This window comes from Chryseobacterium sp. BLS98 (assembly GCF_001045445.1).
GTDB lineage: Bacteria > Bacteroidota > Bacteroidia > Flavobacteriales > Weeksellaceae > Chryseobacterium.
Genome location: NZ_LFNF01000001.1, coordinates 1,043,464 through 1,058,526 on the forward strand (window position 1 = coordinate 1,043,464; position 15,063 = coordinate 1,058,526).

A 15,063-nucleotide genomic window follows, 5' to 3' on the forward strand; every position below is an offset into this window, starting at 1 on the left:
TCGAAAGATGGTTATTAAAACAGCAAGTTTTGTAAAGAGTAGCGGAAAATGGCAGGATTGCCCTGAACCTACGATGCCGGAATATGCTTTTATCGGAAGGTCTAATGTAGGAAAATCATCATTGATCAATGCCATGATGAATCATAAGGATCTGGCAAAAACCTCCGGAACTCCAGGGAAAACGCAGCTTATCAATCATTTTTTAGTGAATGAAGAATGGTATCTGACGGATTTACCGGGCTATGGATATGCTAAAGTTTCAAAATCTATCAGGAAAGATTTCGAAAAGCTGATCACGAATTATATTTTAAACAGAAGAAATCTTGTGAATCTTTTCGTTTTGGTAGATTCCCGACACACTCCGCAAAAAATAGATATGGAATTTATCCAGTGGTGCGGGGAAAGCGGAATTCCTTTTTCGATTGTTTTTACGAAAGCAGATAAACTGAAACCAAACATTGCTATTCAGAATGTAGAAAACTATAAGAATGAACTGCATAAAACCTGGGAAGATCTGCCTGAAATGTATGTAACCTCTGCGGAAAAGAAAACCGGAGGAGATGAAATTCTGAATTTCATTGAGAAAACCAATGACTTTTTAAAAAATAACAGTGTAAGTTTTGATGAGTAATATAATCTGGAAGGTTAAAACCTTCGATGAGTTTACAGTTCCCGAGCTGTATGCGGTCTTAAAAGCCCGTATTGATGTTTTTGTTATTGAACAGAACTGTCCTTACCCTGATCTGGATAATTACGATCAGAAGGCTATTCATATCTGGGCAGAAGAAGACGGAGAAATCTTAGCCTACTGCAGGGCTTTTGACAAAGGAATTAAATATGATGAAACTTCCCTGGGAAGAGTGCTTACCACGGAAAAAGCAAGAGGAAAGAATCTTGGAAAGCAGCTTATCCAATATGCTGTAGAAACCATTGAAAACCGTTTTCATACTTCTGAAATTAAGATCTCCGCGCAGGATTATTTATTAAGATTTTACTCCGGATTCGGATTTGTAGATACTGGCAAGAAATACCTGGAGGATGATATTCCACATACGGAAATGATCAGAAAATAGAAAAGCGAAGAGAGATCTTCGCTTTTATTTATATTGAATGTTTTTAGTTTTTGATTGTATATCAGTTGCATCCCGAGCAGTATGATCTGTCTACATATTGTTTGCTGTTTCCTGAATAGTAATAGCAGCCTCCACGGGAGCCGACATACAGCTTATTACCGTTGTAGGTACATCCTTTGTCTGATGAATAGTAATTTGATCTTCTAGAACTATAGCTGCTGCTAGTCTTGCTTTTGCTCCTTTTTGTCTTCGTTTTTTTCTTTTGTTTTTTAGAAGATAATTCTGTTTTGGAAGCAGCACCGCTTGTTGTTGCTGTGAAGCTTGCTGGAAGCATTAAACCTGCGGCTAAAAGAGTAGTGAATAGTGTTTTTTTCATAGTTGTAATTTTTTTATCCTCTATGGATAATTGCATCATTTAAAGCGTTAACAATTTTTTGAATATAATCTTTGTTTTTTGAGACGATACTGTTGGCCTCTCCCGCATTTGTACTTATTCTCACTGCATATTCATTTTTAATCGAAATTAACCACCATATTCCTAGTGCAATTATTATAAATCCTACCCAGAAAATATCTTTGGAAAAAAGAAAGAGTAATCCGAAAATAATCATCAATACTGCTTTGGTTTTGCTTTTAATAATTTCAAAAACATGAACTGAAGAAATATTTCTCATTGCGTATGTTTTTGATTGGGTTACAAAACGGGATTGTGTTACAGTTACAAAACCATCCTGATAAAATTTAGTTTCATTTTGATTCTCCATAGTTAGTAGTTTTTAAAATTTTAACCAATCATAATCAATCAGATGTGATAAATTGTCAATAGTTTTATTGTTATGCTTTGTTCTTAAAAATTTTCCTTCTACGACTTCTACTTCTTCTCCATTCTTCCAAAAGGAATTTTGATAATCCCAGATCCAAGTTATAGCACTGTTTCCGGCTAATTTTAGACGTCTTACTGCTTCTGATTTTTCTACTTTTTCTGCTCTTGAAGTTGTTGTTTCTTTAACTTCGTGAAAAGCATAATGGGTAATTATGTTTTTCGAATCCTTCCAAACACCTGAAATTTTAAATTTTGCCATTTTTTTATATTTTTTGTTTAACATTTCAAAAGTATGAAGCCTAAATGCCTATTCCTTACGGGATTCCGTAAAACAAAAAACCTTTCGAAAAGTTGAAAGGTCCATATATTCCGATAAAAACAGGTTTAAATAATTCCCAGGTCTTTGCAGAAAGCCACCAACTGTTCGTTGCTTGCTACATTGAGGTTTTCTTTTAAGCTGTTCAGTCTTTTTTCTACGCTGCTCAGGCTGTTGGGCTTAATGTTATTATTCTGCAGGTAAGTAGGAATGTTTTTTTGCAACACTCCCTGGGAGAGAAGAGAAACCAGAGTGATATCATACGATGTAAATTCGTAATTGTTCAATTTTTTTACTTCCTGCTTCAGGTCAAGAGACAGATAGTTTTCATTGATATAAACAGAAGCAATGGCTTTTTTCAGCTCTTTGGAATCATTTCTGGCTTTTCGGACAAAACCATTGATCTGATATTCATTAAAAAGAGAATCTATAATTCCTGATTTATGTTCTCCTGAAAAAACAATCACTTTCAGATCGGGGACCAGCTCCCGTATTTTGAGGATTAGCTCCTTTCCGTCATTGATATCCTGTTTATGATGATCTTCCTCAAAAGAGAGATCTGTAATGAGTAAATCATAACGGTTATTTTCCCGGATGGATTTTTTTACTTTGGCTAATGCATCATCACAGTAATATGCATAATCGGCATTGGATATGTTAAGGTCTTCAAGGGTTTTCTGAACAGAAATACTGCTGCTTTCGTGGTCTTCGGCTATTAAAATTTTTTTAAACATTCTTTTGAGGCTTTTAAGAAACAGGAAATGAAATGTTGACCTTCAATCCTTTTTCAGATTTATTGTCAAAAATAATTTCTCCGTGGATACCATCAATACGGGTTCCCGTATTTGTCAATCCGTTTTTATAAAGCATATCACCCGGAATTCCGATTCCATCATCTGTATACTGGATTTTGACTAAATTATTAATTCTTTCAAATTTAAAAACGACGCGGGAAGCCCGGCTATGCTTTTTCATATTAACAAGCAACTCACGGATAACCTGGTAGATGTCTTCAAAGGTGGATGTAGAAAAGCCTGTCCAAATATTGGATTCATTTCCTACCGTATAGGTCTCTGTTTTTTCGTTTTTAAAAGAAGCAATAAGGGAAGAGATTTTCTCTTTCCAGTCCTTTAAATCATTTTCAGGATCGGTCTTTTCGTAAGAGATGTCCCTGGATTTCTCATATACAAATTCCAGCTCATCCAAAGCTTTTTCTTTATCAAAATTTTCCTGATTTTCTATTTTGGTCATGACCTGATAGATGCCGTTGGCAACAACGTCATGGACTTTTTTAGAGAGTTTAAGCTGTGTATTTTTTATCTCAAGCTCTTTTTCCTGCTGAAGCCTTTTCTTTCTTCTTTTGTTCCAGAAAAAACCGCCGATTAACAATATAGATAAGGTACCTAAACCAATATTTCGTTGTAATAATTGAATTTCTTTTTCTGCATTTTGTGCCTTTATTTTTTCAACATCAAAACGGATAATTGCAAATTGATTTTTTGCTTTACTTCTTGCGGTTTGTATACTATCATTAATGAAATTAAATCTTTTAAAGTTCTTTAAATAATTTTCAGGATCTAGATTAATTATCCTTTTTAATGCCTGAACCTGATCATCAGGACTTTTAATTTTTTCTGCAGTAGATAATAGCTGATTTGCAAAAAACAATGACTTTTTTTGATCTTTGTCTGTGAAATAATCTGATATAGTTGCAAAACTGGAGTTTTGCTCAACAGTTTCTTTTAATCTGGATCTTATTTCTAATGCTTTATATAATTCAGGTAAAGGATTATAATTTTTATCTTCTAGAAATTTAGCTTTTGCTAAATTGTTTAAGGCTCTTGAATAATTAGTACTGTCTTTTGCCAAGAGAGCATTATTTAAATATTTTTGCGCAAGTTTCGTTTTCCCCTGAAGTATTAATACGTCACCTATATTATTGTAATAAATGAATTTATTCTCGCCAGGGTTAGCATATTTTAATGCTTGAATATAAAATTTTGCTGATTCATCATAATTTTGCAGAAATGAAGACGAAATAGCCATATTGTTATAGCTGGAAGCAAGAGTGCTTCTTACGATACTATCTCTTTCATTTTTTAACAGGTTATTGGCTTCTAGAGATGTTTCAATACTACCATAAAAATCACCTTTTTTAGACTGTAGTATTGCCATATTAACCAGAGATTTTGCTGCTCCTGTTGAGTCGTGATCTTTTAAATAGTCACTTTTTGCCAGATTATAATAATAAAATGCGGAGTCTGTAATATTTGAGTTTCTAAACTTTCTTGCTTCTTTATAAAATGCATTATCAAGGGCTAAATTTTTTTTCTTACACGAAAATAATAAGAGAAATATCAGTAAAAAGAAAAATATTTTTTGCATGGAATTGGTTTTTATCCTGCAAAGTAGTAAAAAGAGAGCAGATTTATACAATCTGCTCTCTTTTGGTATTATGGTTGAGTGAAAGGTGGAGGTGTTTGACCTGTATTCCCACTAATTGGCCCTCCATTCCCATTTCCGCCTCCATCTCCCGGATCCAGACCTTCTCCCGGATCTGCCAGCTGAACTGTCGTTTGGATTTGATTACTATTACAAGATGTTGTATTGGCGTTGTTATTTGAAAATGCTAATCCCAGTAGCATCAATATTAATTCTAACATTGGTTTAAAAATTTAAAATTTGGCACTGGTGTTCTTCCCCACGAAACAGATCGTAAGCAGTGTTACACGATTAAAAAAATTTGAAGCGCTTCTTAAATTTTTGGGAAGTAAACCGTCAAAAACGGAGGAGAAACATCTGCTTCCCAACCCGGAGTTTTCCTCCGTTTTATCTGGTAATTTTGAAATCAGTTTCGTACTTTTGTTTTCTAATGTTTTGTTTGTCACTGATTTCTGGAACAAATATCCAACAAATGATGAGGCAGGTGTTAGACAAAACATGGACATCGATAGACAGGAAATGGACAGGAATTTCATTATGGGAATCCGTAATGCGACATGGTCGAAAATCACCTATTTTGTAATTGTCTTTAAAAACTAATTATGTCCAAGAAAAAACTACTAATTCGTGAGGTATTTGAAAAAATTAGAAAGAGATCTCCCAAAGACACCAAAAGTGGTTGGGCGGAAGATCTTTCGGATGATCTTGAGAAAGAATTAAGATTTACAATATCAGCAAAAACTCTTTCTAGATATTATGACTCATTTGTCGCTGAAACAAAAGAAGAAACAGGTATAGAAACTTTAATTCTTAATAAGTTAAGCCAATATTTAGAATATAAAGATTTTGAACATTTTTCTAAAACATTTATAAAGCAAAATGATGAAGCGAAGTCTACTACAGTTAAGATAAGTGTTGATGATGGACAAGAAAGCCTGTCGAAGAAAATATCTGATATTTTTATTACAGTTACTAATACATTGGAAAGTAATCCGACTTTCAACATGCCGGAGTTTGTAAAACAGAATGGAATGGGAATCGTAGGAATAATTCTGATTGCAGGCGTTTTTTTTGCAAATAGAACTCAAGACGATAAAAAGCAAAAACCGTTTATTCCGGCTTTTGGTCAGCTTTTAGGAGCAGAACCTGAACCTCTCAAAGAAAAGAACTGTATGTATTGGGATAAGAGTGAGTATAGACTTGCTGATTGTGAGGATAAAAATCCTCGTCATGATTTAAAGCCGTTGGATTCCGTACAGCTTAAACATTTCAAAAGAATTAATAGGAAAGATACACTGACGGTTGATAATGCCTTAGGCGTGACCTGGTATTCGAAGTTTTATGGAAATGTGGAATTTTTTACAATGGATGGAGAGGATCCGGAAAATGGGCGAGAACTGCGGGCATCGACGGCTTACATTATTGAGAAATATGCAGGGAATAATATAAAATAAGAAGCGAGGCTGATCATTTGATCGGCCTCGCTTCTTGTTTTGCGGCCAAATAGTTTAAGCTAATCAAGCCTCATTCAGCATTCCCAACTCCCCAAAATGTTTTTTAAACTTCTGGATCTTAGGTCCTACTACCGCGCTGCAGTAGGGTTGTGTCGGGTTTTCGTTATAATAGCCCTGGTGATATTGTTCTGCAGGCCAGAACTTCTCGAACTGGGTAATTTCTGTTACGTATGTTCCCTGCCATTTTCCGGATGTTTCGGATTTTTTAAGGGCTTCTTCCGCTTTGGCCTTTTCCGCTTCATCTTTATAATAAATAACGGAACGGTATTGTGTTCCGATGTCATTGCCCTGTCTGTTCAATTGGGTAGGATCATGGAGGAAGAAAAATACATCCATTAGCTGTGCGTAAGAAATGATTTTTGGGTCAAAAGTGATCTGTACGACTTCCGCATGTCCTGTTTCTCCTGTGCATACCTCTTCATACGTAGGATTATCCTTGTGCCCCCCTGAATAGCCTGAAATGGCAGAATGAACACCCTTCAGCATATTGAAGCAGCTTTCCACACACCAGAAGCATCCGCCCCCGAACGTGACCTGCTCTAAATTATTATCCATTATTCTTTAATTATTTTATTTAGCGGTTTTTCTCTTGAAATTGTATAAAATTGGATGAAAAACCAATCAAAAATATGAAAAACTTTTTCATTTTGTAAGGGAAATCTAATGATTTAAAGCATAATTGATATTACCTTTTTTTATTGCTGAGGATGTAACAATGGAATTATAAATGGAATGGAAGGTATTTTTTATTCCCACAGATCCCACTGATGTACACGGATCACTCTTTAAGAAATAAAGCTTTTATTTAAAACAAATCAGGTAAGAACATTTCTCTAATAGAATTTAAAAATTATACACAAGACTCTGTGAAATCTGGGGAATCTGGGGGAAATTAATTCACATAAACATCAGAAACTGTTCAAAACAAAAAAGCATCCCAAAGGATGCTTCTGTTATTTAAAATATTTTCAGTTATTTTTCCCAAACTAAGGCACTTGCTCCAAGAATGGCAGCATCCGCTTCGTCCAGCTCACTGAAAACCAGTTTTACTTTATTTCTGAAAATAGGGAGAAGGTTTCTCTCCATATGCAGTTTGGCAGGCTTCAGAATAAAATCACCGGCTTTGATTACACCGCCAAATAAAAGAATGGCTTCAGGGGAAGAAAACATAACGAAATTCGCCAGGGCTTCACCCAGTTTCTGACCGGTATATCTGAACACCTCAATAGAGATCGGATCCCCTTTCAGTGCACATTCATGGACTGTTTTTGAGTTGATGGATTCTTCCGGATATTGATTTAATAACGATTCAGGGAATTCAGCCCTCATCTTCTTCGCGGTAATTGCTATTCCTGTTGCGGAAGCATAGGCTTCAAGGCTTCCCTCGGATCCTGTGCTCCAGTGCTTTCTTCCGCCCGGCTTTACAATGGTATGGCCCAGCTCTCCGGCAAAACCATCATGCCCGTAAATAAGGCTTCCGTTAGAAATAATTCCGCTGCCAACACCTGTTCCAAGGGTAATCATGATAAAATCTTTCATTCCGCGTGCCGCTCCGAAAAGCATTTCCCCCAGGGCTGCAGCATTGGCATCATTGGTAATGGTACAAGGCAGGTTGAATTTGGCTTTCATCAGCTGGCTGAAAGGGACCAGTCCTTTCCATGGTAAATTCGGAGCCTGTTCTATGGTTCCTTTATAATAGTTGGCATTGGGAGCGCCTACACCGATTCCGTCAAAGTTTTTTTCGGCACCATATTTTTCGATCAGGGGCTGAACCTTTTCGTACAGGGCGTCGATAAAGTCTTCCACTTTCTCGTACTCATCGGTCTTCAGGCTTCCTTTTTCCAGAACTTCACCGCGGTGGTTTACCACTCCGAACTTTGTATTTGTTCCGCCGATATCAATTCCGAGAGCAACTTGTTTTGATAAATCTATTAATGACATTCTTATTGTAAATTCTAAAGGGTTAAAAATATAAAAAAGATTGTATTAATAGATTATTAACAAAACTTTTATTTAAAAAAGTTTTAAGCCGGTCTGGCAGTTTTCTTTTTTCTTCTTCCCCACCAGATCAGGAATCCGGTTACAGGAAGCGAAGCACATATAAGGCTGACAATGAATGCAATAATTTTTGTGGGAAGACCCAAAATAGCTCCGACATGAATATCGTAGTTCGCATTTACTGTTTTCTCTCCAAAATTTTTGTCTTTCGGGTCATGGGTATGAAGAAGTTCTCCTGAGTTTTCATCAAAGATTAAGCTGCTGCTTTTATGATAAGAATAGGAAAGGTGTTTTACATATACCTCGAAATTAGGATGTTCGTGGTCATCCATATGCTCATGGCCAAGGTCGATAGCAAAACCGAAAGAATCCGGATATTTCTGATTAACGGTAGCAATGATCTTGTCCAGCGTACCCTCCGTTCTTACTTCTATCGGGGCTTTAGTTTTAATATAGGAAAAATCCGGGTATTTTGTTTCTCCGCCGGAAAAGATCACATAAATCATTGCCTGCACTACGAAAAATGCATAAAACAAGCCGGTAATGGAGAAGATCAAGGCAAAAATAGAAGCATAAAATCCTAATACATTATGAAGGTCATAATTTTTTCTTTTCCAGCTTTTGATATTTTTCCATTTAAAAGAAAAACGCTGTTTTCTTGCTGCTTTATTTTTAGGCCACCAGAGAACGATCCCGGTAATAAGCATGATAACAAAAATAATAACAGGTATTCCTACAACATAAGTTCCCCAGTCCTGTTTTAATAAAAAGCTCCAGTGGATCATTTTTACAATATTGAAGAAGCCGTTCTTTTCATCATAGGTTCTGAGGACTTTTCCTGTGTAGGGATTTACATAGGCCGCTTTGTAAATAGGAAATTCATCAAAATAATTCCAGGCACTAGTATCATGCTCATACCAATAAAAGATATAGGACATCTTTTTATCGATCGGAATATTTACCCAATGGACGGGATATTTTTCTTTTACCTGCTCTGCAACAGATTTTTCTATTACCCGGATAGGAAGAATGTGTTTCTGTTCTATATTCTGTTCATTGTGGTAAATAACATCTTTTCTGGTAACGTTTTCTATTTCGTCCTTAAACACATAAAGCGCTCCGGTAATAGAAATAATAAAGATCAGAAAGCCAATGCTTAAACCCAACCACAGGTGCAGTTTGGCAGTCCATTTTTTAAAAAAACCAGGCTTTTTTTTATGATGATGTTTTTTCTTCATATTGAAGTTCAAAGTCTTGCAAAGATATGCTTAACTTTTTATTTAGTTTAATTAAAATTTATACTCCAGCATTAAAGTCCCTCTTGTCCCTGGTGAATTCACGAATTCGCTGTCACGGGCAGACCACCAGGCAATGGAAGGTTGGTACATATGGTTGAGTATATTCTCAACCCCCAGAGATACTTTCCAGTTTTTATTGATTTCATATCCGGATTTGAAATTGAAAACAGTGTATTCCGGAACATAGCCTTCTCCGTACACAAACATTCCTGTTTTTGCATTGGGCTGAAATCTGTCCTGCCGGAATGCATGCAGCATGTCAAAACCTATGGATAAAGTGGGGATAGGCTTCACCTGAATATACGCCAGCAATTTTGGAGCAGAAATCCTGCTGTTGTTGATTTTTGCAGAATAATCTCCATCATCTTTAATGGAGGTAATTCCCTCCATCCAGCTATAACTTCCTCCAAAGCTGATCCATCTTGCAGGGGTAAAATGCAGAAATCCTTCCACCCCGTAAACAATTTCCGGTGATCTCTGTATGGTTAAAGCCCTGTCTGCGCTTTGTACGAATGACGCCCCAAGCTTTGAAGTGCTCACATAAGAGGTAATCTCATAGTTAACCCATTTTGAGATCTGTCCGGTGGCTCCGAACTCATAATTGTTAACGATGATTGGTTTTGTTTCAAGATTTTGAATGGTTTCCTGGGTAGATGTTCTCAGAATTCTTCCCAGCTCGTTGATAGAGTAGGATTGTGAAAAACTTCCGAACAGGTTAATGAAAGGCTCAATATTGTAACGGACTCCTAAATTGGCAACTAAAGCATTATATTTTAGTTTTCCACCGGTAACGAAAATGCTTGTTGTAAAAGTTCCGTCACTTTTAATAGAAGAAAGAGTATTGAAGTCTCCAACTTTAACGCTCATGTTTTCGTAACGGAGCCCTCCTTTGATGGTCAGTTTTTTCAGTAAATCAATTTTAACCAAAACAAAAGGCGCAAGGTTGGTCATATTCATGTCAGGAGTCCAGTAACGGCCGTCTTCAAGTTTTTGGACGGTCTGATCGTTAAGGATATCCATTCCGTACATGATTTCACCCTGGGAATTGGTGGCATTCCAGAGTTTTGTATCAAAATTGAATCTCGCTCCGTATTTTTTGGAGATGACATTGGATTGTCCTCCACCCAAAAATGTATCGCTGTATCCGTAAACGGTTCTGAAATCCTGCATGTAGGCATTGAAATTCAGTGATGTGGTTCCCCCGAAAAGGTTCTGGTTGTCATAATTAATCCTGAAATTATGGTTTCTCGGTGTTCCCTGTGGTGTGGTTTCAAGACTTTTTCCTTCTCCTTCACCAATCGTAGGTGCTATTCCGTATTTACCGGTTTTTAAACCTAAATTAAGATCTGATCTGGAAGAATACCCAATGTAAGAAACTTCAATTCTCTGGTCATTATTGATATTATAACCTACTTTAAGCATTCCGTTGTAATTATCCATTTTTGCCGTGCTGTAGGTTGGGGTAAGGTATATGCCGTCGGCATCTTTCATGTAGCCGGTTCTTTCATAGGCTAAAGACAATACATAATCAAATTTATTGATCTTTCCGGATAGCAGCTGGCTGGCTCTTACTCCTAATGTTCCACCATACGGCTGGCCTGTAAAACCTACCTGAGTAATGCCGGAAATTTTTTTATCGGTCTTGCTTCTTCTGGTGATATAGTTGATAATCCCTCCATCAGCACCGTTTCCGTAGATGGATGAGGCTCCTTTGATGACCTCAATCCTTTCAATCACGGAGGGATCAATACTTCTGATGTCTCTTGCTCCGTTTCTCAGTGGTGTAGATTGTGGAATTCCGTCAATAAGAACAAGGACTTGCCTTCCTCTCAGGGTTTGTCCTGTATTGGAAGTCTGGCCGGAGTTGGTTCCCAGGCTGGGAACCGTATACTGAAGAATACTGGTGATATCTGAATTGACGGTCAGCTGGGCCTGGATCTGTTTTTCAGCAACGATCGTTACTGAGCTTGGTATTTCCTTAATATTTTCTTTTTTTCTGGAAGCAGTCATTACGACTTCATCTACATTATTGGTCTGCAAACTGTCCTTAACCTGTGCAAAAACAGATACAGAGCCTAAGCATGCGGCTGATAAAAGCGCTTTTTTCATTATATTTTCTTTCCTAGTTTTCTTTGTTTTCCCCACCATACCAAAAATCCAGTAACAGGAAGTGAAGTACAGATGAGCCCGGTAATGAACCAGAGAATTTTTCCGAACAGTCCGAAGTAGGATCCGGTATGGATATCATAGTTGGCGTTGGCGTATTTTTCTGCGTTGTTCAGTTTCTGATGAGGTTTCTCTGCCAACAGTTTTCCTGAGTATTTATCGAAAATCAGCGTATTTCTTTCACTGAAACGTCCATCTTTTCCGTAGATGGTAACCGGTATATTTTTTAGTTCTTTCCCTTTTTTGTTTTTTCCGTTCAATGGGATTCTGAAGCTGGAAGATGAGGAATAAAGTTTTTCAGTCTGCCCGGCTGCGATGTCAAAAACCGAACTGTTCTTTTGCATCAGGGAATCGGGAGACTTAATTTCTTTTTCCTTAGGTAGTTCAAGCGCACCTGACAGGGTAAAATTGAAGGCATTCTTCACATACGGATAGGCAAAATAGATTCCTGTGAAACTCATCAGCAGCGCTAAAAATGAAGCATAAAATCCTAATACATTATGAAGATCGTAGTTTCTGCGTTTCCAGGTCTTTACATTTTCCCAGCTGAACCAGAAACGTCCTTTTCTTGCTTTTTTGTTTTTAGGCCACCAGAGAATGATTCCTGTGATCAGCATAATGATGAACAGAACTGTGGGGATTCCTACTGTATACTTCCCCCAATCCGATTTTAACAGTAAACTCCAATGGATAGCTTTTAAAATGGGAAAGAGATCATATTTTTCATTATAAATTCCTGTAATTTCTCCTGTATACTGATTAACGTAAACCAGCTTATTAATAAGCACTTCATCAAAATAATTCCATGCTTTTTTATCTTTTTCGTAATAAAGAAATTCGTAAGATTTGTTTTTATCTAAAGGGATTTCAATGGAACTGACGGGGTATTTTTCATTGATTTCCAGAGAAACTTTTTCTTTCAGAACTTCAATGGAAAGTGGATTTTGTGTGATGGTTCCAGGTTTTACATAAATGACATCTTTTCTGAGAACATTCTGAATTTCGTCTTTGAAAACATACATTGTTCCTGTTAAAGCAACGATGAAAATAATGATGCCAACGGATAAACCAAACCACAAATGCAGTTTGGCAGACCATTTTTTTGTAAATGAAGGCTTCTTTTTATGGTGGTGCTTCTTTTTCATTAAAATAAACTATTCCTGAATTTCAGGAATAGTGAATATGTTGATTAAAATTTATAAGCAATTGTTCCTAAGAAGTTGGCCAGTTTTTGAGGATTCGCAGTGGAATATCCTGTCCAGTAATGTTCATTCGTGAAATTATCAACTTTAACTCCGATTCTGAATTTCTTGGCATCGTAAAACGCATTGGCATTCAAAACGAAATATTTTGGCAAAATGAAATCTCCTGTTACATTGTTGTCACTGGCATAATTTCCGCCAAATCCGAATCCCAGACCCTTTAACTTTCCATCAACAAACTGATAAGCAAGGTTGAAATTTGCATTCCAGAAAGAGCCTGCTGTGGTTGGTCTTAAATCTGTGCCTTCATCCACTGTATCGTTGTAAGCCAAACCTCCGACTAAAGAAAAACCTTTTACAAGGTATGCATTAACTTCCAGCTCGAACCCTTTGCTGAGTGTAGAAGCAGCTTGCTTTTGAACTGAAACAAAGTTGGGAGCATATTCTCCAGTGTAAAGCAATTGGTTTTTCACTTTGATGTTGTAGTAAGAAACCGTTGCATTGAATCTGTTTTTAAATAAACTTGCTTTAAAACCTCCTTCAAACTGATTTCCTCTTTCAGGGTCTGATAAAGTTGTGTTTCCGGCTACATCAGAAGTGTAATATCCGTTAGATTTGAATGAGTTCTGGTAATTTCCGAAAACTGAGAATTTGTCTTTCACGATTTCGTAAACAATTCCGGCCTTTGGCGAGAATGCAGATTGGTTGAATGCTTTTTCTACATTGGTTCCAGACATTCCACCCAAATAATCGTTGTTTTCATAACGAAGTCCGGCCATAATGTGCAGTTTTGCAATCGGGGTAAATAAGTTGGAAATATATCCTGAATAGGTATTCAGATCTCTTAAATAATCCCAGGTTGAAAAGTTATTAGGATCTGCATAAAGAGCTGACAAAGTAGAGTCATTCATTCCTGAATAATCTGCGCCTGAAACTGCTACGGAATCAAAATTAGAGTTCAAATATTTGTAGCGCAATCTTTCTGTTGTTCTCATATAATCAAAACCAACAACTGTTCTGTTTTTCATTCCATTTGAAAAATCATAATTGAAGTTGAAGTTTTGTTGAATTTGGAACCATGATTTTTTACTGTCGTTGGTAGATTGGTCTGCTCTAGTCACCCAATATTGTCCTTCTGTGTAAGAAATCGAAAAATATGGATTGTAACCGTCTGAATAAGAATCGGAATTATTGATGTAAGTATTTGAAGTGATATGATCATTGATCTTCCATTTTACGTTTCCGAAAATATTGGAATTTCTTGCCGTCATATACAAATCTTTTCCGGTGAAAGATTCTTTATAGTCCAGGCCGGCTGCTTTTTCCAGATCTTTCATATTATTAATGCCGTTAAGCGTTTTCGGCGAAAGGTAGAAGTAATAAGGATTTGCCGTTACCCGGTTCTGGAACAATTCATAATCTACATTCAGCTGAACTTTATCGGAAACATTCCAGGTCAGACTCGGAGCGAAGGTTGTATATTGATTTCCGGCATTGGTTTTCGTGAAATTTCCTTCATTTGTATAAGCTGTATTTACGCGGAAGAAAAGGCCTTTTGTAATCGGAGCGTTAATATCTGCAGTTGCTCTGTAAGTATTGTAACTTCCTGCAGACGCAGAGACTGCACCAAAGAAATTTTGCTGAGGTTTTTTGGTCACCCTGTTAATAAGACCACCGTAAGAAGCTACTGTACTTCCGTAAAGTGTTCCGACAGGACCTTTTAGAAATTCCAATGTTTCCACATTGATCGCATCAATTGTAGACGTAACGGGAGCGACTACACCATTTCTTGTAGAAGCCTGTGAAGGAAAACCTCTTAAAACGAAGAAGGAGCCGCCATCTCCGGCTCTTCCTGTAGGATTCCACATCTTCTGCAAACCGGTTACGTTTCTGTAGGCATCGTCAACAGTAAAAATGTTTTCATTTTCCAAAATCCCTTTATCAATAGAAGAATAGACTTGTGGATTTTCTATGAATTTCACCGGCATTTTGTTGGAGGATTCGGTATCGAGCTTTTTCACCATTTTATTGATGATAACCTCTTCAATATTTTTGGAATTGGTAGAATCTTTTTTCTCTTGTGCAAACGTTAGCATAGAGCCCAACATTGAGGCGCAGATCAGTACATTTTTCATGAATAAGTCTAATTTTCTGCAAATATATTGTTTTTAATTGTTCTAAATAAATAATAAAATTGATTTTTATCATAATTTTATTGGTGTTGAATAGTA

General features: G+C 36.8%; 16 protein-coding genes. 4 read left to right on the forward strand and 12 right to left on the reverse strand.

The genetic code is table 11. The features are described from left to right. Nucleotides 1-7 precede the first annotated feature (7 nt). Complete coding sequence (gene yihA, locus ACM40_RS04700; protein WP_048501624.1) at nucleotides 8-631, forward strand: ribosome biogenesis GTP-binding protein YihA/YsxC; 624 nt, start codon at nucleotides 8-10, stop codon at nucleotides 629-631. Beyond that, nucleotides 624-1,073, forward strand: a complete 450-nt coding sequence (locus tag ACM40_RS04705) for a GNAT family N-acetyltransferase (RefSeq protein ID WP_048501625.1) — start codon at nucleotides 624-626, stop codon at nucleotides 1,071-1,073. The genes yihA and ACM40_RS04705 overlap by 8 nt, the downstream gene beginning before the upstream one ends. Nucleotides 1,074-1,134: 61 nt before the next feature. Here ACM40_RS04705 and ACM40_RS04710 read toward each other — a convergent pair whose 3' ends face one another. The 6 genes from ACM40_RS04710 to ACM40_RS04735 all read right to left on the reverse strand — a co-directional run bounded on the left by ACM40_RS04710 (nucleotide 1,135) and on the right by ACM40_RS04735 (nucleotide 4,875). Beyond that, complete coding sequence (locus tag ACM40_RS04710; protein ID WP_131705329.1) at nucleotides 1,135-1,449, reverse strand: hypothetical protein; 315 nt, start codon at nucleotides 1,447-1,449, stop codon at nucleotides 1,135-1,137. A 13-nt stretch (nucleotides 1,450-1,462) separates the two neighbouring features. Continuing rightward, nucleotides 1,463-1,837 carry a DUF6232 family protein gene (locus tag ACM40_RS04715; RefSeq protein WP_048501627.1) on the reverse strand — a complete coding sequence of 125 codons (375 nt, stop codon included), beginning with the start codon at nucleotides 1,835-1,837 and terminating at the stop codon, nucleotides 1,463-1,465. Between the two features lie 12 nt (nucleotides 1,838-1,849). After that, complete coding sequence (locus tag ACM40_RS04720; protein ID WP_165579272.1) at nucleotides 1,850-2,155, reverse strand: DUF3892 domain-containing protein; 306 nt, start codon at nucleotides 2,153-2,155, stop codon at nucleotides 1,850-1,852. A 125-nt stretch (nucleotides 2,156-2,280) separates the two neighbouring features. After that, nucleotides 2,281-2,946 (reverse strand): response regulator, encoded by a 666-nt coding sequence (locus ACM40_RS04725; RefSeq protein WP_048501629.1) that lies wholly within the window; start codon nucleotides 2,944-2,946, stop codon nucleotides 2,281-2,283. Between the two features lie 13 nt (nucleotides 2,947-2,959). Then, nucleotides 2,960-4,597, reverse strand: coding sequence for an ATP-binding protein (locus ACM40_RS04730; RefSeq protein WP_048501630.1), 1,638 nt, complete (start codon nucleotides 4,595-4,597; stop codon nucleotides 2,960-2,962). Nucleotides 4,598-4,665: 68 nt separating this feature from the next. Continuing rightward, entirely contained in the window at nucleotides 4,666-4,875 is a 210-nt protein-coding gene (locus ACM40_RS04735) for a hypothetical protein (RefSeq protein WP_048501631.1), read from the reverse strand. A 19-nt stretch (nucleotides 4,876-4,894) separates the two neighbouring features. Between ACM40_RS04735 and ACM40_RS04740 the strand changes: the two genes are divergently transcribed. Beyond that, on the forward strand, nucleotides 4,895-5,254 hold the full coding sequence (locus tag ACM40_RS04740) for a hypothetical protein (protein WP_048501632.1): 360 nt from the start codon (nucleotides 4,895-4,897) through the stop codon (nucleotides 5,252-5,254). 2 nt (nucleotides 5,255-5,256) lie between these two features. Beyond that, nucleotides 5,257-6,108 carry a hypothetical protein gene (locus tag ACM40_RS04745; protein ID WP_048501633.1) on the forward strand — a complete coding sequence of 284 codons (852 nt, stop codon included), beginning with the start codon at nucleotides 5,257-5,259 and terminating at the stop codon, nucleotides 6,106-6,108. 63 nt (nucleotides 6,109-6,171) lie between these two features. Here ACM40_RS04745 and msrA read toward each other — a convergent pair whose 3' ends face one another. The 6 genes from msrA to ACM40_RS04775 all read right to left on the reverse strand — a co-directional run bounded on the left by msrA (nucleotide 6,172) and on the right by ACM40_RS04775 (nucleotide 14,967). Then, on the reverse strand, nucleotides 6,172-6,723 hold the full coding sequence (gene msrA, locus ACM40_RS04750) for a peptide-methionine (S)-S-oxide reductase MsrA (RefSeq protein ID WP_048501634.1): 552 nt from the start codon (nucleotides 6,721-6,723) through the stop codon (nucleotides 6,172-6,174). Nucleotides 6,724-7,140: 417 nt separating this feature from the next. Continuing rightward, entirely contained in the window at nucleotides 7,141-8,109 is a 969-nt protein-coding gene (locus ACM40_RS04755; RefSeq protein ID WP_040992816.1) for an ROK family protein, read from the reverse strand. A gap of 83 nt (nucleotides 8,110-8,192) precedes the next feature. Further along, on the reverse strand, nucleotides 8,193-9,404 hold the full coding sequence (locus tag ACM40_RS04760; RefSeq protein WP_048501635.1) for a PepSY-associated TM helix domain-containing protein: 1,212 nt from the start codon (nucleotides 9,402-9,404) through the stop codon (nucleotides 8,193-8,195). A 51-nt stretch (nucleotides 9,405-9,455) separates the two neighbouring features. Beyond that, the gene (locus tag ACM40_RS04765) at nucleotides 9,456-11,573 is read right to left on the reverse strand and encodes a TonB-dependent receptor (RefSeq protein WP_048501741.1); all 2,118 of its coding nucleotides are present in this window, start codon (nucleotides 11,571-11,573) and stop codon (nucleotides 9,456-9,458) included. Next, nucleotides 11,573-12,775 (reverse strand): PepSY-associated TM helix domain-containing protein, encoded by a 1,203-nt coding sequence (locus ACM40_RS04770; protein ID WP_048501636.1) that lies wholly within the window; start codon nucleotides 12,773-12,775, stop codon nucleotides 11,573-11,575. Before ACM40_RS04770 ends, ACM40_RS04765 begins: the two co-directional genes overlap by 1 nt. 44 nt (nucleotides 12,776-12,819) lie before the next feature. After that, nucleotides 12,820-14,967, reverse strand: a complete 2,148-nt coding sequence (locus ACM40_RS04775) for a TonB-dependent siderophore receptor (protein WP_048501637.1) — start codon at nucleotides 14,965-14,967, stop codon at nucleotides 12,820-12,822. Nucleotides 14,968-15,063: the final 96 nt, after the last annotated feature.

Coding starts and splice junctions, on each gene's coding strand:
- ACM40_RS04715 (WP_048501627.1), bottom strand. CDS start 1,837: ATGGAGAATCAAAATGAAACTAAATTTTATCAGGATGGTTTTGTAACT.
- ACM40_RS04745 (WP_048501633.1), top strand. CDS start 5,257: ATGTCCAAGAAAAAACTACTAATTCGTGAGGTATTTGAAAAAATTAGA.
- ACM40_RS04720 (WP_165579272.1), bottom strand. CDS start 2,155: ATGGCAAAATTTAAAATTTCAGGTGTTTGGAAGGATTCGAAAAACATA.
- ACM40_RS04725 (WP_048501629.1), bottom strand. CDS start 2,946: ATGTTTAAAAAAATTTTAATAGCCGAAGACCACGAAAGCAGCAGTATT.
- ACM40_RS04755 (WP_040992816.1), bottom strand. CDS start 8,109: ATGTCATTAATAGATTTATCAAAACAAGTTGCTCTCGGAATTGATATC.
- ACM40_RS04770 (WP_048501636.1), bottom strand. CDS start 12,775: ATGAAAAAGAAGCACCACCATAAAAAGAAGCCTTCATTTACAAAAAAA.
- ACM40_RS04730 (WP_048501630.1), bottom strand. CDS start 4,597: ATGCAAAAAATATTTTTCTTTTTACTGATATTTCTCTTATTATTTTCG.
- ACM40_RS04710 (WP_131705329.1), bottom strand. CDS start 1,449: ATGAAAAAAACACTATTCACTACTCTTTTAGCCGCAGGTTTAATGCTT.
- ACM40_RS04765 (WP_048501741.1), bottom strand. CDS start 11,573: ATGAAAAAAGCGCTTTTATCAGCCGCATGCTTAGGCTCTGTATCTGTT.
- yihA (WP_048501624.1), top strand. CDS start 8: ATGGTTATTAAAACAGCAAGTTTTGTAAAGAGTAGCGGAAAATGGCAG.
- ACM40_RS04735 (WP_048501631.1), bottom strand. CDS start 4,875: ATGTTAGAATTAATATTGATGCTACTGGGATTAGCATTTTCAAATAAC.
- msrA (WP_048501634.1), bottom strand. CDS start 6,723: ATGGATAATAATTTAGAGCAGGTCACGTTCGGGGGCGGATGCTTCTGG.
- ACM40_RS04775 (WP_048501637.1), bottom strand. CDS start 14,967: ATGAAAAATGTACTGATCTGCGCCTCAATGTTGGGCTCTATGCTAACG.
- ACM40_RS04705 (WP_048501625.1), top strand. CDS start 624: ATGAGTAATATAATCTGGAAGGTTAAAACCTTCGATGAGTTTACAGTT.
- ACM40_RS04760 (WP_048501635.1), bottom strand. CDS start 9,404: ATGAAGAAAAAACATCATCATAAAAAAAAGCCTGGTTTTTTTAAAAAA.